Annotated in this window: 22 protein-coding genes and 2 pseudogenes; 12 read left to right on the forward strand and 12 right to left on the reverse strand. The window is 72.0% G+C overall.

Annotation, left to right across the window (positions count from 1 at the left end):
• Window positions 1–316 precede the first annotated feature (316 nt).
• The 3 genes from ACZ5VQ_RS25955 (at window position 317) to ACZ5VQ_RS25965 (ending at window position 3,115) form a co-directional block, all read left to right on the forward strand.
• Window positions 317–1,318 carry a fibronectin type III domain-containing protein gene (locus tag ACZ5VQ_RS25955; RefSeq protein WP_469106963.1) on the forward strand — a complete coding sequence of 334 codons (1,002 nt, stop codon included), beginning with the start codon at window positions 317–319 and terminating at the stop codon, window positions 1,316–1,318.
• A gap of 81 nt (window positions 1,319–1,399) precedes the next feature.
• Complete coding sequence (locus tag ACZ5VQ_RS25960) at window positions 1,400–2,341, forward strand: LysR family transcriptional regulator (protein WP_469106964.1); 942 nt, start codon at window positions 1,400–1,402, stop codon at window positions 2,339–2,341.
• A gap of 201 nt (window positions 2,342–2,542) precedes the next feature.
• Window positions 2,543–3,115: a hypothetical protein gene (locus tag ACZ5VQ_RS25965; RefSeq protein ID WP_469106965.1), complete on the forward strand. Its 573-nt coding sequence runs from the start codon at window positions 2,543–2,545 to the stop codon at window positions 3,113–3,115.
• A 70-nt stretch (window positions 3,116–3,185) separates the two neighbouring features.
• On the opposite strand, the gene ACZ5VQ_RS25970 is transcribed toward ACZ5VQ_RS25965, so the two are convergent.
• The 3 genes from ACZ5VQ_RS25970 to ACZ5VQ_RS25980 form a co-directional block, all read right to left on the reverse strand.
• Window positions 3,186–3,740 carry a PadR family transcriptional regulator gene (locus tag ACZ5VQ_RS25970; protein WP_469106966.1) on the reverse strand — a complete coding sequence of 185 codons (555 nt, stop codon included), beginning with the start codon at window positions 3,738–3,740 and terminating at the stop codon, window positions 3,186–3,188.
• A 46-nt stretch (window positions 3,741–3,786) separates the two neighbouring features.
• Complete coding sequence (locus ACZ5VQ_RS25975; RefSeq protein WP_469106967.1) at window positions 3,787–5,802, reverse strand: FAD-dependent oxidoreductase; 2,016 nt, start codon at window positions 5,800–5,802, stop codon at window positions 3,787–3,789.
• Between the two features lie 154 nt (window positions 5,803–5,956).
• Window positions 5,957–6,745 carry a putative protein N(5)-glutamine methyltransferase gene (locus ACZ5VQ_RS25980; RefSeq protein ID WP_469106968.1) on the reverse strand — a complete coding sequence of 263 codons (789 nt, stop codon included), beginning with the start codon at window positions 6,743–6,745 and terminating at the stop codon, window positions 5,957–5,959.
• 307 nt (window positions 6,746–7,052) lie between these two features.
• Between ACZ5VQ_RS25980 and ACZ5VQ_RS25985 the strand changes: the two genes are divergently transcribed.
• Complete coding sequence (locus ACZ5VQ_RS25985) at window positions 7,053–7,511, forward strand: MarR family winged helix-turn-helix transcriptional regulator (RefSeq protein ID WP_469106969.1); 459 nt, start codon at window positions 7,053–7,055, stop codon at window positions 7,509–7,511.
• A gap of 52 nt (window positions 7,512–7,563) precedes the next feature.
• Here the strand turns inward: ACZ5VQ_RS25985 and ACZ5VQ_RS25990 are convergent, their stop codons facing one another.
• Complete coding sequence (locus ACZ5VQ_RS25990; RefSeq protein WP_469106970.1) at window positions 7,564–8,283, reverse strand: GNAT family N-acetyltransferase; 720 nt, start codon at window positions 8,281–8,283, stop codon at window positions 7,564–7,566.
• Window positions 8,280–9,200, reverse strand: coding sequence for an NADP-dependent oxidoreductase (locus tag ACZ5VQ_RS25995; RefSeq protein WP_469106971.1), 921 nt, complete (start codon window positions 9,198–9,200; stop codon window positions 8,280–8,282). Before ACZ5VQ_RS25995 ends, ACZ5VQ_RS25990 begins: the two co-directional genes overlap by 4 nt.
• A gap of 222 nt (window positions 9,201–9,422) precedes the next feature.
• Here ACZ5VQ_RS25995 and ACZ5VQ_RS26000 point away from each other — a divergent pair, with 222 nt between their 5' ends.
• Complete coding sequence (locus ACZ5VQ_RS26000; RefSeq protein WP_469106972.1) at window positions 9,423–10,028, forward strand: sulfite oxidase-like oxidoreductase; 606 nt, start codon at window positions 9,423–9,425, stop codon at window positions 10,026–10,028.
• A gap of 7 nt (window positions 10,029–10,035) precedes the next feature.
• Entirely contained in the window at window positions 10,036–10,812 is a 777-nt protein-coding gene (locus tag ACZ5VQ_RS26005; RefSeq protein WP_469106973.1) for a ferredoxin reductase, read from the forward strand.
• A gap of 15 nt (window positions 10,813–10,827) precedes the next feature.
• On the opposite strand, the gene ACZ5VQ_RS26010 is transcribed toward ACZ5VQ_RS26005, so the two are convergent.
• The gene (locus tag ACZ5VQ_RS26010; protein ID WP_469106974.1) at window positions 10,828–11,715 is read right to left on the reverse strand and encodes a universal stress protein; all 888 of its coding nucleotides are present in this window, start codon (window positions 11,713–11,715) and stop codon (window positions 10,828–10,830) included.
• A gap of 297 nt (window positions 11,716–12,012) precedes the next feature.
• On the opposite strand from ACZ5VQ_RS26010, the gene ACZ5VQ_RS26015 reads away from it, so the two are divergent.
• Window positions 12,013–12,597 (forward strand): Rv1733c family protein, encoded by a 585-nt coding sequence (locus ACZ5VQ_RS26015; RefSeq protein ID WP_469106975.1) that lies wholly within the window; start codon window positions 12,013–12,015, stop codon window positions 12,595–12,597.
• A gap of 114 nt (window positions 12,598–12,711) precedes the next feature.
• Here ACZ5VQ_RS26015 and ACZ5VQ_RS26020 read toward each other — a convergent pair whose 3' ends face one another.
• A complete protein-coding gene (locus ACZ5VQ_RS26020) occupies window positions 12,712–14,070 on the reverse strand; it encodes an 8-oxoguanine deaminase (RefSeq protein WP_469106976.1) in 1,359 nt (452 codons plus the stop codon).
• A 112-nt stretch (window positions 14,071–14,182) separates the two neighbouring features.
• On the opposite strand from ACZ5VQ_RS26020, the gene ACZ5VQ_RS26025 reads away from it, so the two are divergent.
• Window positions 14,183–15,151: an acetylxylan esterase gene (locus tag ACZ5VQ_RS26025; RefSeq protein ID WP_469106977.1), complete on the forward strand. Its 969-nt coding sequence runs from the start codon at window positions 14,183–14,185 to the stop codon at window positions 15,149–15,151.
• A gap of 219 nt (window positions 15,152–15,370) precedes the next feature.
• Window positions 15,371–16,525 carry a serine hydrolase domain-containing protein gene (locus ACZ5VQ_RS26030; protein WP_469106978.1) on the forward strand — a complete coding sequence of 385 codons (1,155 nt, stop codon included), beginning with the start codon at window positions 15,371–15,373 and terminating at the stop codon, window positions 16,523–16,525.
• 27 nt (window positions 16,526–16,552) lie between these two features.
• On the opposite strand, the gene ACZ5VQ_RS26035 is transcribed toward ACZ5VQ_RS26030, so the two are convergent.
• On the reverse strand, window positions 16,553–16,702 hold the full coding sequence (locus ACZ5VQ_RS26035) for a hypothetical protein (RefSeq protein ID WP_469106979.1): 150 nt from the start codon (window positions 16,700–16,702) through the stop codon (window positions 16,553–16,555).
• A 109-nt stretch (window positions 16,703–16,811) separates the two neighbouring features.
• On the opposite strand from ACZ5VQ_RS26035, the pseudogene ACZ5VQ_RS26040 reads away from it, so the two are divergent.
• A pseudogene (locus ACZ5VQ_RS26040) lies at window positions 16,812–17,066 on the forward strand (TetR/AcrR family transcriptional regulator C-terminal domain-containing protein); the annotation flags it as partial.
• 32 nt (window positions 17,067–17,098) lie between these two features.
• Here ACZ5VQ_RS26040 and ACZ5VQ_RS26045 read toward each other — a convergent pair.
• Together ACZ5VQ_RS26045 and ACZ5VQ_RS26050 are read right to left on the reverse strand one after the other, a co-directional pair.
• Window positions 17,099–18,073 (reverse strand): anti-sigma factor RsbA family regulatory protein, encoded by a 975-nt coding sequence (locus ACZ5VQ_RS26045; RefSeq protein WP_469106980.1) that lies wholly within the window; start codon window positions 18,071–18,073, stop codon window positions 17,099–17,101.
• A gap of 26 nt (window positions 18,074–18,099) precedes the next feature.
• Complete coding sequence (locus tag ACZ5VQ_RS26050; protein WP_469106981.1) at window positions 18,100–18,987, reverse strand: MEDS domain-containing protein; 888 nt, start codon at window positions 18,985–18,987, stop codon at window positions 18,100–18,102.
• Between the two features lie 170 nt (window positions 18,988–19,157).
• On the opposite strand from ACZ5VQ_RS26050, the gene ACZ5VQ_RS26055 reads away from it, so the two are divergent.
• Together ACZ5VQ_RS26055 and ACZ5VQ_RS26060 are read left to right on the forward strand one after the other, a co-directional pair.
• On the forward strand, window positions 19,158–21,230 hold the full coding sequence (locus tag ACZ5VQ_RS26055) for an ATP-binding protein (protein ID WP_469106982.1): 2,073 nt from the start codon (window positions 19,158–19,160) through the stop codon (window positions 21,228–21,230).
• A 321-nt stretch (window positions 21,231–21,551) separates the two neighbouring features.
• Window positions 21,552–22,373, forward strand: a complete 822-nt coding sequence (locus tag ACZ5VQ_RS26060; RefSeq protein WP_469106983.1) for an alpha/beta fold hydrolase — start codon at window positions 21,552–21,554, stop codon at window positions 22,371–22,373.
• 37 nt (window positions 22,374–22,410) lie between these two features.
• Here the strand turns inward: ACZ5VQ_RS26060 and corA are convergent, their stop codons facing one another.
• Both corA and ACZ5VQ_RS26070 read right to left on the reverse strand, forming a co-directional pair.
• Window positions 22,411–23,493 carry a magnesium/cobalt transporter CorA gene (gene corA / locus ACZ5VQ_RS26065; protein WP_469106984.1) on the reverse strand — a complete coding sequence of 361 codons (1,083 nt, stop codon included), beginning with the start codon at window positions 23,491–23,493 and terminating at the stop codon, window positions 22,411–22,413.
• 143 nt (window positions 23,494–23,636) lie between these two features.
• Window positions 23,637–24,284 (reverse strand): annotated as a pseudogene (locus ACZ5VQ_RS26070) (diaminopimelate decarboxylase family protein); the annotation flags it as partial.
• Window positions 24,285–24,317: the final 33 nt, after the last annotated feature.

The following is a 24,317-nucleotide window of genomic DNA, read 5'->3' on the forward strand; positions in this document are numbered from 1 at the left end:
AAGTGGGGGGGGGTACAACCCTCACCCCCCCTGTTAGAACCCCGACCAAACCACTTTGTTTTTTTTCGTGGGGGGGGGGGGGGGGGAGCCCCCCCCCCCCCCCCCCCCCCCCCGGCCGCCCTCGCCGGCGCGGGATCAGCGACGACAGCGTTCCGCACCGTGGGCATGAACTTCCCTACGACAGGGGCGAGTTCAGCCGCGAAGACCATCAGCATACGTAACGTGCGATCGATATCGCGAACACGGCCCTCTTGATGTGGTCACGCCGAGCAGGTCATATTGGTCCGGACCATTCCCGTCGAGGGAGGGCAGGGCTGTGCGACGCGTACTCCTGCGAGCCGCGGCGGTCTGCGGCGCGTTGCTCATGGTGGTGTCCTGCGGCTGGGGCGGCGACGGCACGGCCGCGGGTGACCGGCCGCCCGCGGCCCCGGCGGGCGTCACCGCGGTGGCGGGGAGTTCCACCAGCGTGCACGTCATGTGGAGCCGGGCCTCCGGGAAACCCGAGGTCGCCCACTACGAGGTGTATCGCGGCACCACGATGGTGAAGGAAGTGCCGGGTTCGGACCACATGGTCGACATCACCAGGCTCAAGCCGTCGACCGAATACGCCTTCTCCGTACGGGCACGGGACGCCGACGGGCGGCTCGGACCGCCCAGCGAGCGGGTGCGGGCCACCACTCCGGCCGCGGCCGCCGCCGACGGAAGGGCCCCGAGCACCCCCGAGCACCCCCGGGGCAAGGCGGCCGGGAGCCGGGCCGCCCAGTTGTCCTGGGACAGGTCCATGGACAACCGGGGCGTGGCCTCGTATGACATCTATCAGGGCGATTCGAAGATCCACAGTGTGGGCGGCGCACAGTCGGCGACCGTGGTCACGGGCCTGCGGCCGGGCACGCGGTACTCCTTCACGGTCCGGGCGCGGGACGCGGCGGACAACGTCTCGCCCCCGAGCGCGGCGGTACGGATCACGACTCCCGCCGGCTCAGGGGACGGAAAGGGCACCGGCCTGGCGCCGACCGGCTTCCGGGCCTCGACGCATCGCACCGACGGGGCGTACTACCTCGACCTCTCCTGGATTCCGCCGGACGCCGAGACGATCGACGGGGTGATCTCGGAGTACCAGATCCAGCTCGACCGGGAGCCCGCGACCTCGCTCGTCTGGGGCGGGACCGCACCGCGCGACAAGGCGACGTACAGCTTCTACGTGGGGCGGGAGGCCGGGGTCACACAGCGGGTGCGCATCAGGGCGAAGTTGCCCGACGGGACGTGGAGCGGCTTCTCGACGGAACGGACGGTGACGACGGGAGCGGCGCGGCCGTAGCGCGGGGTGATGGAACGGTTCGGCGGGGGCGGCGGGCGCCCGGAGGCAGCCCGGCCATAGACGGAGCCTAGGATTCTCCGTATGCCCCATAGGGAATCCAATGGCACCGCCGCGTCCGCCGCGCCGCTCGATCTCTCGCTGCTGCGGACCTTCCTCGCCGTGCACCGGGCGGGTTCGTTCACGGCGGCGGCGCGGCTGCTGGGGCTGTCGCAGCCGACGGTGACCACGCAGATCCGGTCGCTGGAGGACCAGCTGGGGCGTGAGCTGTTCGAGCGGCGGCCGCGCGGTGTGGTGTCGACCTCGGTCGCCGACGAGCTGGCCGCGCAGGTCGCGGCGCCGCTGGACGCGCTCGCGACGGTCACGGACCGCGGCGGGTTCGGTGCGGACGTGGTGCCGGAGCCGGTCCATGTGGCGGGTCCCGCGGAGCTGCTGTGCACGCGGGTGCTGCCCGCTCTGGCCCCGCTGACCGGGCAGGGGGTGCGGCTGCGGGTCACCACCGGGCTGACCGACGGTCTGCTGGAGGGGCTGAGGGGCGGCCGTTTCGATCTGGCGATCGCCACGTCACGTCCACGCGGCCGCACACTGAGCGCGGTGCCGCTGGCGGACGAGGAGTTCGTCCTCGTGGCCGCGCCCGCGTGGGCCGGGCGGATCGGTCCGGACCGGGTCGCCGCCGAGGGGCCCGCCGTGCTGCACGGGGCGCCGCTGATCTCGTACGCCGAGGATCTGCCCATCGCGCGGCGATACTGGCGGCACGTCTTCGGCGTACGGCTGACCGGTCAGGCGGCGATCACGGTGCCGGATCTGCGTGGCGTCCTCGCGGCGGTGGTGGCGGGCGCCGGGATCTCGGTGCTCCCCCGCTATCTGTGCCTCGACGAGCTGGCCTCCGGCGCGCTGGTCACCCTGCTGGACCCGGAGGATCCGCCGATCAACACCGCGTATCTGGTGCGGCGCCCGGGGGTGTCGGACAGCCCGCATGTCGCGCTCGTCCGGGAACGGATCCTGGCGGCCGGCCGGACCTGGTGACGGCCGGCGGAAAGTAGCGGACCGCCCCGGACGTACGCCATCGGCGGTCGGCCGGACGGAGGAACTCGTCACCTGCCCGGTCCCGGCCCGCGTGCGGAACCGGTGATCCTCGCATTGGCTCGGTCCGAAGGCGCACGGGCGTTCCCAATCCTCGGCGGCGCATGGGATGTACCGCCAACCGTGCTGTCGGAGGGCAGTTCTATGCGTATGACCCAGATGCTCGTCCGCTCCGGCCTGACCGTGGCGGCCGCCGCCGCGCTGCCGCTGACCCTCACCGCCACGGAGGCCGTCGCGGTGAACACGGCCATCAACGTGACCACCAGCGGCACGACGGTGCAGGTGACCACCACCGACTGTGCCACCAGGTCCAACGGCTCCATGGGGAATGCCTCACTGCTCTCCAGCGGTCAGGCCAACTTCGCACAGGGCCGCCAGGCGACCCTGTCCGGGACCAGCACCAGCCAGGCCGCGGCCTGGTCCAGCGTCACCACCGGCACCTACACCGTCATCGTGGTCTGCGCCGACGGCACCACGGCGGGCACCCAGTCCGTCACCGTCTCCCCCGTCTCCAGCCCCACGATCTCCGCAACGGCGACGGCGACGGCGACTGCGACATCGTCGGCATCACCGTCGCGTGGGGTCATGGGCGGTATGGGCGGCGGTACGAAGGACTACGGCGCCGCCACCTACGCGGCTGGTGGTGTCCTGGTGGCCGCGGGAGTCGGGGCCACGGTCTGGGTCCTGCGCCGGCGCGCCAAGCCGCACCGGTTGTGAGCACGGCGGCGGCCCGGAACCCCGACCTCGAAGGGGAGGACGGGCCGCCGCCGACCAGGGCACCGGACCGTCAGGACGCCGGATCCTCCGCGGGCAGCCGCCCGAACTCCTCCAGCGCATGTGTCAGCCAGCCCGTCCAGAAGGTCTCCAGATCGATCCCGGCCCGCAGGACGAGGTGCTGAAGGCGGTCCTGCGGCGCGTCCTTGCCGGGTGGGAAGTCGCGTTCCTGGATCTCCTCGTACTCCGCCAACTGCCGCTGGTGCAGGTCGAGATGGCGTCGCAGATCCGCCTCGATGCCCGCTGTGCCGACCACCGCCGCGGCCCGCAGCCGCAGCAGCATTGTGTCGCGCAGCGGCTTCGGGTCCTGGGACGCGGCGGTCCACCTGGCCAGTTCGGCACGGCCCGCGGGCAGGACCTCGTACCGCTTCTTCTGCCCCCGGGCCGGCTGCTGCGTCGGGAGGGCCCTGATGTGTTCCTCGGCCTCCAGTTTTCCCAGCTCGCGATAGATCTGCTGATGCGTCGCCGACCAGAAGTAGCCGATCGACCTGTCGAAGCGACGGGTCAGCTCAAGCCCGGACGACGGCTTCTCTAGCAGGGCGGTGAGGATCGCGTGCGGGAGTGACATGGAGTCATCCTAGGGACGGGCGTTTCGTCCCCCGGCCCCTGTCGGCCTACAGCGCCGCCGCCAGCTCCGTGCCCTGCTTGATGGCCCGCTTGGCGTCCAGTTCGGCCGCCACGTCGGCGCCGCCGATGAGGTGCACGCTGCGGCCGTCGGCACGCAGCGCCTCGTACAGGTCGCGGCGCGGTTCCTGTCCCGTGCAGAGCACGATCGTGTCGACCGGGAGCACGGAGGCCTGGCCGTCGACGGTGACATGCAGGCCGGCGTCGTCGATGCGGTCGTACCGGACGCCCGGGACCATGGTGACGCCGCGGTGCTTGAGCTCGGTGCGGTGGATCCAGCCGGTGGTCTTGCCGAGTCCCCCACCGACCTTGGACGCCTTGCGCTGCAGGAGGTGGACGGTACGCGGCGGGGCGGGCCGCTCTGGCGTACCGAGGCCGCCGGGCGCCCGGTAGTCCATGTCCACGCCCCAGTGCCGGAAGTACGTCGCCGGGTCCTCGCTCGCCTTGTCGCCGCCGTCGGTCAGGTACTCGGCGACGTCGAAGCCGATGCCGCCGGCGCCGAGGATCGCGACACGGTCGCCGACGGGCGCGCCGTCGCGCAGCACATCGAGGTAGCCGACGACGCTGGGGTGGTCGACACCCGGGATCTCGGGGGTGCGCGGGCTGACTCCGGTGGCGACGACGACCTCGTCGTACGCGGAGACGTCCTCGGCGGTGACCGGGGTGTTCAACCGCACGTCCACGCCGTGCAGTTCGAGCTGTGTACGGAAGTAGCGGATCGTCTCGTCGAACTCCTGCTTGCCGGGGACCCTGCGGGCCACGTTGAGCTGGCCGCCGATCTCGTGCGCGGCGTCGTAGAGGGTGACGTCGTGGCCGCGCTCGGCGGCGCTGACCGCGCAGGCGAGTCCGGCCGGACCCGCGCCGACCACGGCGACTCGCTTGCGCAGCCGGGTCGGTGAGAGGACGAGCTCGGTCTCGTGGCAGGCCCGCGGGTTCACCAGGCACGACGTGATCTTGCCACTGAACGTGTGGTCGAGGCACGCCTGGTTGCAGCCGATGCAGGTGTTGATGGCCTCGGGGCGCCCGGCCTCCGCCTTGGCGACGAAGTCCGGGTCGGCGAGCATCGGGCGGGCCAGGGACACCATGTCGGCGTGGCCCTCGGCGAGCAACTGCTCGGCGAGTTCGGGGGTGTTGATGCGGTTGGTCGTCACCAGCGGGATCGACACGGCGCCCATGACCTTCTTGGTCACCCAGGCGTAGGCGCCCCGCGGCACCGAGGTCGCGATGGTCGGGATCCGCGCCTCGTGCCAGCCGATACCGGTGTTGATGATGGTCGCCCCGGCCGCCTCGACGGCCTTGGCGAGCGTGATCACCTCGTCGAACGACGATCCGCCCGGGACCAGGTCCAGCATCGACAGCCGGTAGATGATGATGAAGTCCTCGCCGACCGCTTCCCGCACCCGGCGGACGATCTCGACGGGGAAACGCATGCGGTTCTCGTACGAACCGCCCCACCGGTCTTCGCGTTTGTTGGTCTGGGCGGCGATGAACTCGTTGATGAGGTAGCCCTCGGAGCCCATGATCTCGACACCGTCGTAGCCGGCCTGCCGCGCGAGGCGGGCCGCCCGGGCGTAGTCGTCGATGGTCCGCTCGACCTCGTCGTCGGTGAGGGCGTGCGGCGGGTACGGGCTGATCGGCGCCTGGAGCGCGCTCGGGGCGACCAGGTCCTGGTGGTAGGCGTACCGCCCGAAGTGGAGGATCTGCATCGCGATCCTCCCGCCCTCGCGGTGCACCGCGGCGGTGATCTCCGTGTGCTGCTCGGCCTCCGCCTCGGTGGTGAGCTTGGCCCCGCCCTCGTACGGGCGGCCCGCCTCGTTGGGGGCGATGCCGCCGGTGACGATGAGGCCGACACCGCCGCGCGCCCGGGCGGCGTAGAACTCCGCCATGCGCTCGAAGCCCCGCTCGGCCTCTTCCAGGCCGACGTGCATGGAGCCCATGAGCACACGGTTGGCCAACGTGGTGAAGCCCAGGTCGAGCGGTTTCAGCAGATGCGGGTAACGGCTCATGGGCCCCTCCGTACGCGGTGTCGTCATGTCTTTGTAGACGACGGACGGGCCCTTTTGCAACTAGTTGCACAATCGCGGACCCCAAAGGGGCGCGGGGCTGTGACATATGCGGCTCCGCCGCGTGGGCGCGACCAGCCTCAACGGACCCGCAGGTTCAGTCCCGCCCCCTGCGGAGCTGCTTCACGCCGATCACGACGTTCGCATAGAGCTCCTCCGAGACCTCCAGCCGCGGTATCAGCCCGGCACCGGCGAAGATCTCGACAGCCGGGCCCGCCTGGCTGTCACTCGTCTCGACGAGGAGACTCCCCCCGGGCGCCAGCCACCGCGGTGCCTCCACGGCGACACGACGCAGGACATCGAGCCCGTCCCCACCCCCGTCGAGGGCCACGAGAGGTTCATGGTCACGGGCCTCCGGCGGCAGCAGCCCGACCTCGCCGCTCGGAACGTACGGCACGTTGGCGGCCAGGATGCCGATGCGGCCACGGAGGCCACGAGGCAACGCCTCGAAGAGGTCCCCCTCGTAGACACGAGCGCCCGCACCCACGTTCCGCCGAGCGCACCGCACCGCGGCGGGATCGACATCGGCGGCGTGCAACTCGACGCCGGGAAGCGCGGCGGCGAGCGCCGCACCCACCGCACCCGATCCACAGCACAGGTCCACGACGACGGGGGCCTCGGCGGCGAGCGCGACGGCCTGCTCGACCAGGAACTCGGTGCGGCGGCGGGGCACGAAGACACCGGGTTCCACGGATATGCGCAGGCCGCTGAACTCGGCCCAGCCCAGGACGTGTTCGAGAGGCAGGCCCGCGACCCGGCGGTCCACCATCACGGTGAGTTCGGCGGGCGTACGAGCGTTGGAGAGGATCAGCCGCGCCTCGTCCTCGGCGAAGACACAGCCCGCGGAGCGGAGCGCGGTGACGACATGTGCGTAAGAAGGTGGCATGGAAGCCGAGAGCCTTTCGGGAAGCCGAAGGGCGCCCTCCAGGTCACCTGATGCCGGTGAGGCCCTGAGGCGAGAGCACCCGAGCTGACACAGCGGTAATGGGGCTCACCTCCTCGGTCCGTTCGCGGCTGGGGCGGTCCGCAGCCGGACGGCAACATTACACGGCGCCGACTGCGGCCGGGACCCGGTCCCCGAGCCTCTTCACCTCGCACCCGAGGCATCTTCGGCCGCAGCACCCGGGGCACCTCTAGTTGCATTAAGCAACCACTTAGTTGTACGGTGCAACCAGAAGAGAAAGGAAGAAACAGTGAACGCAGCCGACGTGTCCATCGAGACGATCCACCACGAGCTGACGGCCTTCGCCCGCCGCGCCCGGGCCTCGGCGGGACGTCTGCACCCCGAGCTGTCGCTGGTGTCGTACACGCTGCTCGGCCACCTTGAGGACGTCGGCGGCTGCCGGGCCACCGACCTGGCCGCGCACTACGCCCTGGACAAGTCCACGGTCAGCCGTCAGGTCTCGGCCCTCGAACGCGCCGGGCTGGTCGAGCGCCGCGCCGATCCCCAGGACCAGCGCGTCCAGGTGCTCCACCTCACCCCCGCCGGCAGGGAGATCCTCGCCCAGGTGACCGCGAGCCGCCGGGTGGCGTTTCGAGAGCGGCTCGCGGGCTGGCCCGAGGAGGACCTGGAGCGGTTCGCCGGGTATCTGCTGCGGTACAACGCGGCGGCGGGCGGAGTGACGTTCAAGTCCACGCCCGCGAACGACTGAGGCACGCCACACCAACGTATTCAACCTCGTCGGGTCGCGGCCTCCCCTGCCGCTAAGCGACCCCCAACGTCTGCCGGTCGCCGAGCGGTTCGGGCACCCGCGCCCCCACGAACCTCGTCCTGCGCCGCAGCCGGAAGCCCAGCGCCTCGTAGAGTCTGATGGCGGTGGTGTTGCCTGCGGCGGCGTGCAGGAACGGGGTCTCGCCGCGGGCGCGTATGCCGTGGGCGACCGCCAGGGTCAGCCGGGTCGCGAGGCCCTCGCCGCGGAAGTCCGGATCGGTGCAGACCGCGCTGATCTCGGTCCAGCCCGGTGGGTGCAGCCGCTCCCCCGCCATGGCGATCAGGGCCCCGTTCCGGCGAATCCCGAGATACGTGCCGAGTTCGACCGTCCGCGGCAGGAACGGGCCCGGTCTGGTGCGCTCGACCAGGTCCAGCATCTCAGGTACGTCGGCGGGGCCGAGCCGTACCGCCTCCGGCTCCGGTGCGGTGGCCAGGCCGTCGTCCACGAGCTGCACGCCGTCCAGGTCGAACGTCACGTCCCAGCCGTCCGGGATGCCGCCGTCGAAGGCGGGCAGCCCCATCTCCTCGCCGGGGCCGACGAGCGCCGCGAGGTCGGCCCAGTCGTCGGCGTCCGGCTCGTCGGGCAGCGCCAGCCAGGGCGACACGTCGACCGGGTAGCGCAGCACGCGGCCGCGGTGCTCGGCGAAGTGCGCGTGCGGGCCGGTCAGCGATCCGAGCGCGGGGTTGTCCAGCGGGTGACGCGCCCCGCTCATATGGCGACCTCGATCACGACCTTGCCGCGCGTGTGGCCCTCCTCGACGGTCCGCAGCGCCTCCCCGGCCCGTTCGAGGGGGAAGGTCTGCGTCACCAGGGGATCCAGCTCGCCGTCGGCCACGAGCCGGGCCACCTGGTCGAGCACCGCGGCGGTACGGGCCCGCGCGACGGGCGAACCGCCGAGTCGCGCCACGATGTCCTTGCCGCCGGCGGTGATCAGCTTCGTCCGGTCCTCGACCAGTTCGGACGCGGCTTCGAGGACCTCACCGCCGACCACGTCGTACACGGCGTCCACGCCGTCGGGCGCCACGGCCCGTACACCGCTGACGAAGTCCGGGCCCGACGGCACATGCACGGCACCGAGCGACTCGACCAGGTCCTTCTTGCCCGCGCTCGCCACACCGATGACGTTCAGTCCCTCGGCGCGCGCGATCTGGACCACCGAGACGCCCACCCCGCCGCCCGCGCCCGTGACCAGCAGGGTCGAACCGGCAGGAAGGTCCAGCTGGCGGACTCCGTCGTACGCGGTCGCCGCCGCGACGGGCAGGGCCGCGGCGTCCGTGAAGGAGACCCCGGCGGGCTTGTGCGCGGTGACCGCCACGGGGAGCAGCACGTACTCGGCGAACGCCCCGGCGACCGGGTTGCCGAAGACCTCGTCCCCGACCGCGAAGCCCGTGACGCCCTCGCCGACCTCCTCGACGACTCCGGCGGCCTCGTTGCCGAACACGGCGGGCACCGCGCGCGGCTGCTGGCCGGGGCGCTGGTAGCCGGTGCGCTGCTTGGAGTCGACGGGGTTCACGCCCGCCGCCCGTACGGCGACCAGCAGTTCGCCGGGTCCGGGGCTCGGGCGGTCCTGGTCGACGAGGGCTTCGGTCTCGGGGCCGCCGTACTGGGTGAAGACGTACGCCTTGGGCATTGCTCCGTCACTCTCCTTCGCACCGGGGTGGGTATCAACCGGGGTGGGCAATAGCGGCAAGGAAGATCGCGGGGTTGCTATTCCCGGGCCGCCGGACTGTTCATGCGGCCGCAATGATCCAGGGGCGATCCAGGGGCGGGGCTTTCCGGCGGGCCCGGTACCGTGGAGGGCGTACGCAACGATCAAGGGCCGCCGTCCGGCAGGCCTGGAGGCACCTCCCGCATGAACGTCACCCGAGGCTTCACCGGCCGCCCGCGCGTCCGGAACGACGGGCTGCCGCCCGGCCAGTACGACACGGGCGACGACTGGCCCGTCCTGTCCGCGGAGGTCACGCCGGACCTGGCGCCCGAGGAGTGGACGTTCACCGTCGACGGCCTGGCCGCCGAACCGCGCACCTGGACCTGGGACGAGGCGCACGCGCTGCCGCCGTCCGCGTACGACGGCGACATCCACTGCGTGACGAGCTGGTCGAAGTTCGGGGTGCGCTTCGGGGGCGTGTCGCTCGACGCGTTCCTCGACGCGGTCCGCCCGGCGCCGGAGGCCACGCACGTCGTCGCGTACTCGCACACCGGCTACACCACGAACCTCCCCCTCGCGGATCTCACCGGCGGACGTGCCTGGATCGTGTGGGAGTACGGGGACGGGCCGCTGCCCGCCGAGCACGGTGGTCCGGCGCGGCTGATCGTGCCGCATCTTTACTTCTGGAAGAGCGCCAAGTGGATCGCGGGCCTCAGGCTCCTCGACCACGACGAGCCGGGCTTCTGGGAGCAGAACGGCTACCACCACCGCGGCAACCCCTGGGAAGAGCAGCGCTACTCCGGTGACTGAGACCGCCATGTCCGTTACGGACTCCACGTCGTCGGCGGGCTTCACGCCGCCGACCCGCTTCGCCGTGCCGGGGCGGATCGCCGTGAGCAACCGCGCGGCGGCCACCTGGCAGCGCGCCACGCTCACCGAGATCCGCCGGGAGACCCCGCACGCGGCCACCTTCCGGTTCGCGGTGCCGGACTGGGAGGGCCATCTGCCCGGGCAGCACCTGATGCTGCGGCTTCGGGCGGGGGACGGCTATGTCGCCCAGCGGCACTACTCGATCGCCTCGCCGCCCGACGACACCGGGCACGTCGAGCTCACCCTCGACCATGTCGGCGGCGGTGAGGTGTCCGGCTGGTTCCACACCGTCGCCAAGCCCGGCGACGAGGTGGAGGTGCGCGGCCCGCTCAGCGGCTTCTTCGCCTGGCCGGGCGACCGGCCCGCCCTGCTCGTCGGCGCGGGCTCCGGCGTCGTACCGCTGATGTCGATGGTCCGCCACCACCGCACGCGGGGGCTGTCGGTGCCGCTGCGGCTGCTCGTGTCGGCTCGCAGCCCCGAGGAACTGATCTACGCGTCGGAGTACGGCGCCGAGACCACACCCGTGTTCACGCGCACCGCGCCGGCGGGTGTGCCCGTGGGACGTGTGTCGGCCGCACATGTGGCGGCGCTCCTGGCCGACCGGCCCGAAGGCGGGTGGGAGGCCTATGTGTGCGGTTCGAACGGGTTCGCCGAGCATGCCTCGCGGCTGCTGGTGGACGCCGGCCAGCCGGTGGACCGTATCCGGATCGAGCGCTTCGGCTGATCGACCCGAGTCGTCTCAGGGATGGGGCACCACGGCGACCGGGCACGTGGAGTGGTGGACGAGCGAGCGCGCCGCACGGCCCAGGCCCGGGCCGGCCGAGGCGCGGCGGCCGATGACCAGCAGTCCCGCCCGGGCGGACGCCTGCAGCAGATGGTGTCCGGCGTGCCCGTGGGCCACGCGCTCGGTGACCTCGGTCTCCGGGTACTTGTGGCGCCACGGCTGCAGAGTCACCGCCAGGGAACGGCACTTGACGTCCTCCTGCTCGGCCGTGTCACCGGACGTCCGCCCGCCGTCGAGGTAGCCCCGCCGCGGGGACGGCGTCCAGGCGTGCACGACGTGCAGGGGCGCCGAGCGGACGGTGGCGGTGTCGAAGGCGTGGCCGATGAGGTCGTCGGCGGGGTGGGCGAGGTCGAGACCGAGGACCACCGGCAGGTACGGGGCCCTGGTCGGCGGGGTGGTCCCGTCGACGGGCATCCGCTCGTCCTCGGGGAGTTCGCCCGCGCGCACCAGCACCACCGGGCGTTCGGCCCGTGCGGCCACGGCGAGCGCGACCGAGCCGACCAGGAATCCGGCGAAGCCGCTGAAGCCCCGCGAGCCCAGGACCAGGGTCTCCGACTCCGCGGCGGCTGCTACCAGCGCCGGGACGGCAGGCATGTCGGTGCGGCGGGCGGTGATGTCCAACGCCGGGTGGCTGTAGGAGAGTTGGACGGCGGCCCGGTCGAGTGTGGTGCGGACGGACGCGCCGCCAGGGGGCCGTGCGGGTGCGGCGGGTTCGTCTCCGGCGTGCAGCAGCCGCAGGGCGACCCCGCGTCGCTCGGCCTCGCGGGCCGCCCAGTCGGCGGCGTCGAGACTCGCGTGGGAGCCGTCGATGCCGACGGTGACGGTCCGGGTGTCCTTGTTCATGGCTCGTACCTTTCGAAGGTCATGCCTCCTGCCTTTCGCCCGCGTGCCCCGGGGTACCCCTCTCGCGAATGCCCTCGCGGTGATCGCCGCCCCGGTCGCACACGCGACTTCCCGGCCGCACACAGGACGCGGGTTCCACACGTGGCGCGGATCAGTCGTGGGCGGCTGGCGAAGACGCCCGACGAAGAGGACGGTGGAAGGTGGATATGTACGCCGATGTGGGTGTGACGAGAGGCGGTAACGGTCACGAGCGGTGCCGGGAGGCGAGGGCGGTCGAGCGGTGAGGAGGCCCGGGAGATGCGGACTCGGATGCGGGGCTGGCGTTGGCGGCGCAATCCGCTGCGGCGCCGCTCGGACGTGGTGGAGGCGTGGACCGCACTGTGCGTCGCGGTCCTGCTGTGCGTCGGCGGCCCGCTGGCCGGGATCGCCGCGGGCTGGTGGGCGTACGACGGAGCGCGGGCCACGGCCGAGGAGCAGCGCGCCCAACGGCACCGGGTGCCCGCCGAGGTCACCGAGCACGCGCCCGCCGCGATGCCCACTTCCGAGGGCGAACGGCAGCCGACCTACCGGGTGACCGTCCGCTGGGCCGAGCCGGGCGAGCCGCCGCGTACGGACAAGGCCCGGGTACCCGCCGGCACCCGGAGCGGCGACCGTGCGTACATCTGGCTGGACGACCGGGGCCGGGTCGTCCCCGCTCCCGCGGACGGCACCGCCGTGTGGCAGCACACGCTGTCGGTGGGCGCCTGCGCCACGGCCCTGTTCGCGGGCGGCGTCCTGGCCGGGTACGCCGTCGTACGACGGGTCGCCACGCGCCATCGTCTGGCCGAGTGGGAACAGGAGTGGGCGTACACGGGGCCCGAGTGGCGGCGGCACTGCACCTGAGCGGATCCGGGCCAGCAGCTGCTCGGTGCGCCGGTGCTCAGTGAGCCGTGTTCAATGGGCCGTGCTCAGTGGGTGGCGCCCGGTGGGTGGCGCCGGGTGGTCAGTCGCGAGGCGTCAGGTGAGTCGCTGCATGCTCCGCGCGATGCGCCCGTGCTCCCGCAGCGCGTCACGCAGCCCGGGCAGCACCGGCTCGCCCCGGTCGACGAGGACGCGGCCGCCGACCACCGTGGTCCAGGCGCGGCCGGGGCCGCAGCGCAGCCAGGCCTCGACGGGGTCGCTCAGCGCGCCCGCGAGCGCGACCTCGTGCAGGTCCCAGACGACCAGGTCGGCGCAGGCGCCCGGCCGCAGATGCCCCAACTCGTCGGCGCGGCCCAGGCATTGGGCCGAACCACGAGTAGCGATGTCGAGGGCGTCACGGGCGGTCATCGCGCCGGGTCCGCCCCGGTAGCGGCCGAGCAGGAGCGCGCCGCGGGTCTCCATCCACAGCGAGGCGTGGTCCGTGGAGGCGGAGCCGTCGCAGCCGATGCCGACCGGCAGGCCCAGGTCGCGCATCTCCGTCACCCGGGCCGTGCCGCCACCGATGAGCATGTTCGAGCTCGGGCAGTGCGCCACGCCGACCCCGGCCCCTGCGAGCCGCCGCAGTTCGGCGTCGTTCGGGTAGATGCAGTGCGCGACCCAGCTGCGGTCGCTGAGCCAGCCCGTGTCCTCGAAGTACTCGACGGGCCGGCAACCGTACGTCTCCAGGCAGTACGTGTCCTCGTCACGGTCCTCGGCGAGGTGCGTGTGCAGTCGTACGTCGTACCGTTCGGCGAGTTCCGCGGTCGCCGTCATCAGTTCCTTGGTGACCGAGAACGGCGAGCAGGGGGCGAGCGCCACCCGGATGAGCGCGCCCGGCTGCGGGTCGTGGTGGGCCTTGATCAGCCGCTCGCTGTCGGCGAGTACGTCGTCCTCGGTCTGCGTGACGCTCCGGGGCGGCAGGCCGCCGTCCTCCACGGACCGGGTCATCGAGCCGCGGGTGGCGTGGAAGCGGAAACCGATGTCCCGCGCGGCGCGGATCTCGGCGTCCACGAGGTGCGGGCGCGGATGGACGTAAAGGTGGTCCGAGGAGGTCGTGCAGCCGCCCATCAGCAGCTCGGTCATGCCGACGTACGCCGACACGTAGACCGCCTCCTCGTTGAGCGCGGCCCACAGCGGGTACAGCGTGGTGAGCCAGTCGAAGAGGGAGCCGTTCACCGCGGGCGCGTAGGAGCGGGTGAGGTTCTGGTAGATGTGGTGGTGCGTGTTGATCAGTCCGGGGGTGACGATCCGGCCGGCCGCGGACACCTCCGAGCGAGCCTCCGGTTCGGCCCCGGGACCGCCCACGGCGGCGACCCGGCCGTCCACGACGGCCACCCAGCCGCCCGGGATCTCCCGTTCCCCGTCCACGACGAGCAGTTCGGCGTCCTTGACCAGCAGGTCCACGGCAGGCGGCATGGCGTCATGGTAGCCAGGACCGGCCGGCCCGCGGAGGAGGTCTGGCGGCCCTCCGGCCACCCCCGTACGGTGTGATCATCCGCACTCTTATTCGTAGCAAAGGCGGTCTTCCATGGCCTTGTTCGACCTTCCGCTCGATCAGCTCCCGAACTATCGCAGCGCGTCCGTCGAGCCCGAGGACTTCGACGCCTTCTGGGGCAAGACGCTTCAGGAGGCGCGCGAGCACGGTCTGGACGCCCGCTTCGAACCCGTCGAGGCGCACCTGAAGAACGTGAAGGTCCTCGACGTCACGTTCGCCGGGTTCGGCGGTCACCCTGTGAAGGGCTGGCTGACGCTTCCGGCCTGGGCGAACACACCGTTGCCGACGGTCGTCGAGTACATCGGCTACGGCGGCGGGCGCGGCCTTTCGCATACGCATCTGCTGTGGGCCTCGGCGGGCTTCGCGCACTTCGTGATGGACACGCGGGGGCAGGGCGGCGCCTGGGGCGGCGGAGGTGACACGCCGGACCCGGTGGGCAGCGCGCCCGCGTATCCCGGGTTCATGACGCGGGGCATCGACGCTCCCGAGAACTACTACTACCGGCGGGTGTTCACCGACGGGGTACGGGCCGTCGAGGCGGCCCGCTCGCACGAGTTCGTCGACGCCGAGCGGGTCGCGGTCGTCGGTTCGAGCCAGGGCGGCGGCATCTCCATCGCGGTGGGCGGACTGGTGCCGGACCTCTCGGCGGTCGCGCCGGACGTGCCGTTCCTGTGCGACTACCCGCGCGCGACGACGCTCACGGACCGCGATCCGTACCGGGAGGTCGGCAACTACCTCAAGACGCACCGCGGCCGCACCGAGCAGGTCCTGCGCACGCTCTCCTACTTCGACGGCGTCCACTTCGCCGCACGCGGCCGGGCGCCCGCCCTGTTCTCGGCGGCGCTGGAGGACCAGACCTGCCCGCCGTCGACGGTCTTCGCGGCCTTCAACGCCTGGGGTCACGACGACAAGGCGATCGAGGTGTACGACTTCAACGACCACGAGGGCGGCGGGCCGTTCCAGGAGGCCGTGAAGCTGGCCTGGCTGCCTCAGCGCTTCTGAGGAGAGCGGGGACGGCGAGGGACTCTCGACGCCGGAATACGTGCGGACCGGTTGTGGCTGGTCGCGCCCACGCGGCGGAGCCGCACATCGATACAGCCCCGCGCCTCTTGCGGGGCGCTGTTCGGCCTAACCGCTTCCCTCCAGTCCGACCAGTCGGTACGTTCAGGGAAGCCGGGCGGCCCTGTCGCGACCGGTGTTCCGGCGGACGACGGAGGAGCCATGTCCCAGGTTCAGGGTCGGTGCGAGGCGCGCTTCGAGGCGGTGCGGGACGCGTTCGAGGAGAACTTCCGGGAGCGCGACGAGCTGGGTGCGGCCGTGACCGTCACGGTGGACGGCGAGACCGTGGTCGACCTGTGGGGCGGCTGGGCGGACTCGGCCCGGACACGCGCGTGGGAGCGGGACACGCTGGTCAACGTGTGGTCGACCACGAAGGGGCCGACAGCGCTGTGTGCGCACGTCCTGGCCGACCGTGGGCTGCTCGACCTGGATGCGCCGGTGGCCACGTACTGGCCGGAGTTCGCCGCGGCAGGCAAGGAGACGGTGCTCGTACGGCATCTGCTGTCGCACCGGGCGGGTCTGGCCGGGCTGCGGGAGCCGCACTCGCTTGAGCAGTTCCTCGACTGGGAACTGACCACGAAGCGGCTCGCGGCGACGGAGCCCTGGTGGGAGCCGGGGACCGCCTCGGGCTACCACGCCTTCACGTACGGCTTCCTCGTCGGTGAAGTGGTGCGACGTGTCTCGGGGTTGCTGCCGGGCGCGTTCCTGGAGCGGGAGGTGACCGGGCCGCTCGGCATCGACTTCACCATCGGGCTGCCGGAGAAGGAGGCCGGGCGCGCGGCCGAGCTGGTGCATCCGCCGGCCGCCACGTCCAGTGAACAGGCCGCGATCTTCAGCCAGTTGACGCCCGTGGCATTGGCCGCCCTGGCCAATCCCCTGATGGGCGCGGCCGAGGCCAACACGGCGGCGTGGCGGGCCGCGGAGTTCCCGGCCGTCAACGGACACGGCACGGCCCGCGCGGTCGCCGCGCTGTACGGGATCTTCGCCGGGCGGGGATCGTACGGCTCGCAGCGCGTTCTCTCCGCGGAGGCCGCCGAGCGGGTCCGTGAGGGACAGGGCGCATGCCGTGACCTGGTCCTCGGGGCGGGTTTCGAAAGCGAGACGGAGATCGGCCTGGGCCTCTGGCTCAGCGGCCCCAACGGCTCCTACGGCCCGAATCCGAGGGCCTTCGGACATGACGGTTTCGGCGGTTCCTGCGGTCTCGCCGACCCGGAGACCGGCGTCTCGCTGGGCTATGTCATGAACCGCATGGGCCCGCACATCGCCGACGACCCACGGAAGATGGCACTCATCGATGCCCTCTACGCCGCACTCTGACCGCGCTCCACGCCCTGGTGCCCCGATTCAGCCGGTGAGTACGGCGAGATCGTCTGTGACGGCCTTGTCACCGAAGACGTCGCTCAGCAGCAGCTGGATGGCGATCCTGGGGACAGCCTTGTAGTCCCGCAGGGCGTCACCCACGCCGAAGGCGGACAGGACCACGACCCGCCGCACACCGGTCGTCTCGGCGGCGGGTCCAGCGCACGGGCGGTGCGGCTCGCGAGGTCGGACCTGCGGGCCTTGCCGGGGCCCAGCGCCGACACCACGGCCCGACTGCCGGCCAGTGCGCGTTGAGGTCCTCGGCGCTGGTGGCGTCGACGAGACGCTGCTCGCCGGGATCGACTTCTCCGGGGCGGACACCGGCACGTGGCAGGACCGCGTCCGTGCGCACGTCACCATCTTCCGCGCGGCCGCGCTGCGGCACCCCAAGGCGTTCCCACTGGCCCTCACCAGGCCCCCGCACTCACGGGCGGCCCTGGAGACCATCCGGTCCGCGCTGGCCGGCCTCACCGAACTCGGCCTCGGGCCACAGGAGTCGGTCCGCGCGCTGCGACGGCGGTCCCGCGCCCGTCACAGGGCGGCGCTCCTCCTGAAGTACAGGTGCACGACAGAGCCCGAGGGGTCCAGCGTCTCCGTTGCCAGGTCGCTCAACTGCCGTACCACCCACATCCCGTGGCCGCTCGCGGCACGCGGGTCGGGTGGCAGATGGCCCGGGAACGGCGGTGGCGTGGGCGGTGGCACAGCCGTTGTGCCGGTGTCGGAGATCTCGCAGATCACGTGGTCGGAGTCGCTGCGCAACCGCAGGACGCCCCGGCCGCCTCCGTGGCGCACGGAGTTGACCACCGCCTCGTGCACCGCGCTCACCATGTCGTGCGTCAGCTGCTCGGACATCCCCAGGCCGCGGGCGTACGCGGAGACTGCGCGCCGTACGTGCGCCGACCGGCCACGCGCGAAGGGAACGTCGTCGCGTCCCGCGGGGAGTGCCGGCGGCCGAGTCGTGTCGCACTCGGCGTAGAAGTCGGCCGGCTCGAGATAGCGGCCGCAGTGCGCCGACTGCCTTGCCCCCAGGGCGAGTTCGGGATGGGTGCGGACCGCCGAGCGGATGACGGCGACCGGGAGGACACGGGTGTCGTACGGGCAGAGGACCCAGTGGCCGGTGCCCGCGAAGGCGATGTTGAGCAGGGACTCGTAGCGCATCCACTCCCGCACCTCGAAGGCCGTACGGTCCGACCAGACGGGCTCGCCGATGACCCGGACCCTGCGCGGCCCGCCGGTCTCGTCCGTGTCGTGCGCGGCGCAGTAGGCGTTGTAGCGGCCCAGGGTGCGGGACGGACTGCCGTACCAGTCGTCCGCGTTGACGAACTCGACCTCGTCGGAGCGATGCCCGAGTGCCTCGCCCAGGAGGCCGATGTTGTGGGACGCGACGACGGCGAGGACGGTGTCGCCGGCGTCCAGGCCGTCGCGGGCGAAGGTGAGCGTCCCTTCGAGGAACTCGTCGGCCGAGCCGTAGCAGAGCGCCTGGTGGACGAACCGCGTACGGCTCACGGCGCCGCTCCTTCCGACAGGTCCTCTCACGAGTGCGCTTGTTCGACGAGCAGTCCGGGGACGCGGTCCCAGCCGGTGACCCGCATCAGCCGCTGGATGTGCGGGGCGACGCCGTGCAGGACGAGGGTGCCGCCGGACGCGGACAGGGCGCCGCCCGCGAAGACCAGCAGACGCAGCGCACCGACATCGATGAAGTGCAGGTCGCGCAGGTCGATCCGGGTGCGCACCCCGTTCACCGGGCGGGCACGGGCGCGGTCCGTCTCGGCGTGCAGGGCTCGGGCCAGGGCGGTCACGTTCGTGTCGTCGACCTCTCCGACGAGCGCGAGACCGGGCGGGGCGAAGGTGCGGGTGATGGAGAGCAGTTCGTCGTGCCAGACCAGGTCGGCGGCGACCCGGCCCTGGTGCAGTCCGTCGAGAGGGGCCAGTTCGCCCTCGTCGAAGACACGGCGGTCGTACTGGCAGATGCCGAGCACCGGCAGGGACGCGAAGACGGGTTCGAGGAGGAGTTCGCTGTCGTGCAGCGTCTTGAGGCCCTTGCCCGCCTGGCCGCGCATGACCTCCATACTGACGCGCAGGCCGAGGTAGCCGTCACCGACCGCGCGGCGCGTCTCGCGGCGGATCACCTCGTCGAGGTCCCACAGGCCGTCGGGGGTCGCGAGGTGCGGGTCCACGGTCAGCCGCCCGGCGGCGAGTTCGTCCTCGACGGCGCAACCGCGGGACTCCAGGAAGGTCAGGGCGAGGTCGGCCGGCAGATCGGCCGGGCCCAGCAGCAGCCCCCGGTGGCCGCTGGCCAGCCCGTCCAGGAGGAACGCGGCGACCACGGTCTCGCGCTCCTCGTCCGCTTCGTAGCCCAGGAGCAGATGGTCCCCGGCGCGCATCTCCCCGACGGCTTTCGGTGCGGGCACGGTGTCCATCCCCCGCACCTCCCAAGGTCGCCACTCGGCGTGCCGGGTCGCATCCACGCTACGCCCAATACGGCCTCTGTGTGAGGGCGCGGGCCCGAATACCGGTCACCCGGACAGGCGTCGGACACGGGCGTTCCCGGGCGTTAGGGTGACCGCCATCGGTCGGGTGAGGGGGAGCGATGGTGGCCTCGGTGCGCAACGGCAGGACCGGCAATCTCCCCGCCGAGTCCAACGCCTTCATCGGCCGCAGATCCGAACTGGCCGAAATATCCGCCCTGTTGGGGACCACGCGGCTCGTCACCCTCACCGGCCCCGGCGGGGTCGGCAAGTCACGGCTGGCGCTGCGGGCCGCGCACACCGTGCGGGCCGCCTTTCCCGGCGGAGTGTGGCTGGTGGAACTCTCCGACCTCAAGAACCCCGACCTCCTCACGAACGCCGTGGCCGAGGCGACGCGGCTGACCGAGCAGACACTGCGCCCTCTTCTGGTGGCGGTCTGCGAACATCTCGACGACGGGCCGCTGCTGCTCGTCCTGGACACCTGCGAGCACGTACTCGACGAGTGCGCACGTGTTGTCCAGGAACTCCTCGCGCACGTACCTGAGTTACGGGTTCTGGCCACCAGTCGGCAGCCACTGGGCGTAGCCGGTGAGCATCTGCTGTCCGTGACGCCGCTGCCGCTCGGTGAACGCGACGACGCGGTGGCACTGTTCGTGGCCCGCGCCGCGGCCGCCGTGCCGTCGTTCACGCTGACCGACGCCAACCGGGCTGACGTGGCGGCGGTCTGCGCCCGCCTCGACGGAATACCGCTGGCCCTGGAACTGGCCGCGGTACGGCTGCGCGGCTTTCCCCTCGACCGGCTCCTGGAGGGGCTCGACTCCCGGTTCGACCTGCTCGTCTCCCCCGCCCGGCCGCGGCTCGCCCGGCACCAGACACTGCGTACGGCGATCGGCTGGAGCCACGAGCTGTGTACTCCGCTGGAGCGGCTGCTGTGGGCCCGCCTCTCGGTGTTCGTGGGCGGCTGGGACGTGGAGGCGGCCGAATTCGTGTGCCACGGCGGCCCGTTGGACGCCGAGGAGATACTCGCGCTGCTCGCGTCGCTCACCGAGAAGTCGATCGTGACACGCGAGGGCAACGGCGTGGCCGGGCGCTACCGCATGCTCGACACGGTCCGCACCTTCGGCGCCGAGTGGCTCGAAGGCCTCGGCGAGCAGGACACCGTACGCGGCCGTCACCGTGACTACTTCCGCTGGATCGCGCGCCAGGGCCAGACCGAGTGGCTGGGCCCGGGCCAGCGGATGTGGGCCGAGCGGCTGAGTGTGGAGCACGCCAACCTGCAGGTCGCGCTGGAGGAGTGCCTGGCGGCGCCGGAGCCCGAGACGGCACTCGAACTCGCGGGCACGCTCTGGTACTTCTGGTTCGCCTGCGGCTTCGCCGAGGAGGGCCGCGCCCATCTGGAGCGCGCGCTGCGGCGGGCGCACGACGACGGCCCCGAGCACAGGCTGGCGATCTGGGCACACCGCCTGGTCACCGTGGTGCCGGACGACGTGGACGCAGCGGAGTCGGTGAGCGCTGCGTACGTGTGGCTCGCCGAGGAGCGTCAACTGCCGGTGCCCGCGCTGCCGTTGACCGGCGCGAGTCTCGCCGTGCGCGGCGAGTCGGCGCGGTCCGCGCTGCTGTACGGCAGCAGCACGCAGGGGCCGGGCGGCGGGGGCGGAGCGGAGTTCTTCCAGCTCCTCACGCTGGCGCTGCAGGCATATCTCCTGGCAGGCCAGGGCGCGTTCGAGCGGTGCGCGGCGGTGGCCGAGCGGCTGCGTGCCGACTGCGCGAAGCGCGGTGAACTGTGGATGCGGGCCTGGGGCGACTTCTTCGTCGCCCTCGCTGGGATCGGGCTCGGACGGCCGGACGACGCGCTGGTCTCCGCCCGCGAGGCCCTGGCCGCCAAGTGGCGCGTCCACGACCGGCTGGGCGTCGCGGCCGTCGCCGACCTCCTGGTCGCCGCGGAGGACTCCCGCGGCGAGCCCGAACGCGCCGCCCGCATCCTGGGCGCCGGCACACGCCTCTGGCACGCGGCCGGACTCCCCCAGCTCGGCGACACCGGGACGACCGTCTTCCGCCGGGAGTACGCGCGCCACCTCCGCAAGGCCCTCGGCGACAGCGTCTTCGCCGAAGCGGTGCGCGAGGGGCGGGAGCTGAGCCCTGAGGCGGCGATCCGGCTCGCACTGGACGGCGCACTCGACGAACCGGACCTCTGAGCGACACCGGGCCTCTGAGCGACACCGGGCCTTTGAGCGACAAGGGTCCGAGAATGCAGTCGCGTGACAGACAGCAGGCGTGCCGTGCGGGTCTAACGTCGGAGGCATGTCCGGGACGGTCGCCGAGGCCGGCGCCCACCCCGAGGTCCCGGCCGGCCGCGACCGGTCGCTCCTTCGGCGGACCGCTCACCCGGAAGCAGCAGCGCGATCCCGGCATCACGGAGATCACCGAGATGCCGAACCGGGGCCACGCGTTCACCATCGACAAGGGCACAGACCACCTGCAGAGATCCAGAACGTTCGAAAGGAAAGGCACCCCCCATGGGAACCTTCACCACCGGCGACGGCACCGAGATCTTCTACAAGGACTGGGGCACCGGACAGCCGGTCGTCTTCAGTCACGGCTGGCCCCTCAACGCGGACGCCTGGGACGGACAGGCCCGGCTGGTCGCCGACAACGGCTTCCGTGCCGTCGCCCACGACCGTCGCGGCCACGGCCGCTCCGGGCAGCCGTGGCAGGGCAACCACATGGACCAGTACGCGGACGACCTGGCCGAGCTCCTCGACGAGCTCGATCTCACCGACGCGGTCCTGGTCGGCCACTCGACCGGCGGCGGCGAGGTGACCCGCTACATCGGGCGCCACGGCACCGCACGGGTCGCCAAGGTCGTGCTGCTGGGAGCGGTACCGCCGCTGATGCTCAAGACGGACGCCAACCCCGAGGGCACCCCGCGGGAGGCCTTCGACGGCATCCGGGCCGGCGTCGAGGCCGACCGCTCGCAGTTCTACTGGGATCTCAGCGAGGCCTTCTTCGGCTTCAACCGGCCCGGGGCCACGGTCTCGGAAGGTCTGCGCCGCTCGTTCTGGCTGTGGAGCATGCAGGTCGGGCTGAAGGCCGCGTACGACTGCGTCGAGCAGTTCTCCGAGCAGGACTTCACCGAGGACCTGGGGCGCATCGACGTACCCACGCTGATCGCACACGGGGACGACGACCAGATCGTGCCCATCGTGGCGGCCGCCCACAAGTCGGCACAGCTCGTCAAGGACGCCACGCTGAAGGTGTACCCGGGCGCCCCGCACGGCCTGGTCGGCGACTTCGAGAAGGCCTTCAACGCGGATCTGCTCGGCTTCATCAGGAGCTGATGCGTGCTCGTCGGGAGCCGGGGCCCGCAGCCCCGGCTCAGAGCCAGCCGTTGCGCCTGAAGCCCCGGTGGATGACGAGACAGAGGGTGACGATGACGCCGAGGACCAGGGGGTATCCGTACGTCCAGCGCAGCTCGGGCATGTGGTCGAAGTTCATGCCGTAGAGACCGCAGATCATGGTGGGGACGGCGACGATGGCGGCCCAGGCCGTGATCTTGCGCATGTCCTCGTTCTGGGCGACCGTGACCTGCGCGAGGTGGGCCTGGAGGATCGAGTCGAGCAGCCCGTCGAAGGCGTTGATCTGCTCGGTGACGCGGGCGAGATGGTCGGCGACGTCGCGGAAGTACGGCTGGATGTCCGGGGAGAGGGCCGCCGGCGGCTCGTGGGCGAGGATCTGCAGGGGCCGGGCCAACGGGACCACGGCCCGTTTGAGCTCCAGGAGTTCCCGCTTGAGCTGGTAGATCTGGCCGGCGTCGCCGCGCGCGGTGTGCTCGCCGAAGACTGCGGTCTCGACCGCCTCTATGTCGTTCTGTACGGCGTCCGTGACCTCCAGGTAGTCGTCGACCACGTGGTCCGCGATGGCGTGCAGGACGGCGGAAGGGCCTTTCGCGAGCTGGTCCGGCAAGCTCTCAAGGGCTTCGCGGAGCGGGCCCAGGGAGCCGTGGTTGCCGTGCCGGATGGTGATCACGAAGTCGCGGCCGATGAAGACCATCAGCTCGCCGGTGTCCACCACCTCGCTCGTCGCGGTGAGCTGCTCGTGCTCGACGTAGCGCACGGTCTTGAAGACGGCGAACAGCGTGTCGTCGTACCGCTCGACCTTCGGCCGCTGATGGGCGTGCACGGCGTCCTCGACGGCCAGCGGATGGAGATCGAAGAGCTTGGCGAGGCCCGCGAACTCCTCGTCCGTGGGCTCGTGAAGTCCGATCCAGACGAAGCCGCCCCGACCCTTGCGGGCCCGCCGGATCGCCTCGGCCGGTGCCCAGTCCCCGGGCTGCCGTCCGCCCTCGCGGTAGACCACGCAGTTCACCACCGCGCTGCCGAGCGGGGAACGGGCGGGATGGCTGAGGTCCACGGTGCGGCGGTAGGCGCGGCGCACCGCTCTGCTCAGATTGCTGATCATGGGCACGGGTTGGGCTCCTTCGGTGACCGGGTCAGTGTGCCACCGAATTCCGTTCACTCCGCGTATGGGTCGCCGGGCCGCTGACCGGGGCGAACACCTCCGGGCGGGGACGGGCCGTCACCAGCCCGGAGGTGGGTCCTCGCCTACAGGCCGACGTCCCTGCTGCGGATGTCCTCCAGCGACTCCCGGCGGACGAGGAGCCGGGCGTGACCGCGGTCGACGGCGACCACGGGCGGGCGTCCGACCAGGTTGTAGCCCGAGGCCATGGAGAGGTGGTACGCACCGGCGACCGGCACGGCCAGCAGGTCGCCCGGATGTACGTCACCGGGCAGCCGAACGTCGGAGGCGAGGACGTCGCCCGCCTCGCAGTGCCGGCCGACCACGGTCACCGGGGCCGGCTCCGCCGTGGAGTGGCGTCCGATCAGCCGGGGCGCGTACCGCACTCCGTAGAGCGCGGGGCGCGGATTGTCGCTCATCCCGCCGTCCACGGCCACGAAAGTGTGCTCGGCGGTCCGCTTCACCGCGAGCACGTGATAGAGGGCGAGGCCCGCAGGTCCGGCGATGGCGCGCCCGGGCTCGATCAGCAGCCGCGGCACCGGCAGCCCGGCGGCCGCGCAGCTCTCGACGAGTCCGGCGCGCACCTTGCGGGCCAGCGTGGTGAGGTCGAGTGCCTCCTCCCCCGGCCGGTAGGCGATGCCGTGACCGCCGCCCAGGTCCAGTTCGGGCAGTACGACACCGTGGGCGTCGCGCAGACGGGCCATCAGCCCCACCATGCGTCCGACGGCCACGACGGCCACGACGGCGGAAACGGCGAGGTCCCGCCG

This window comes from Streptomyces sp. NPDC033178, assembly GCF_055577685.1.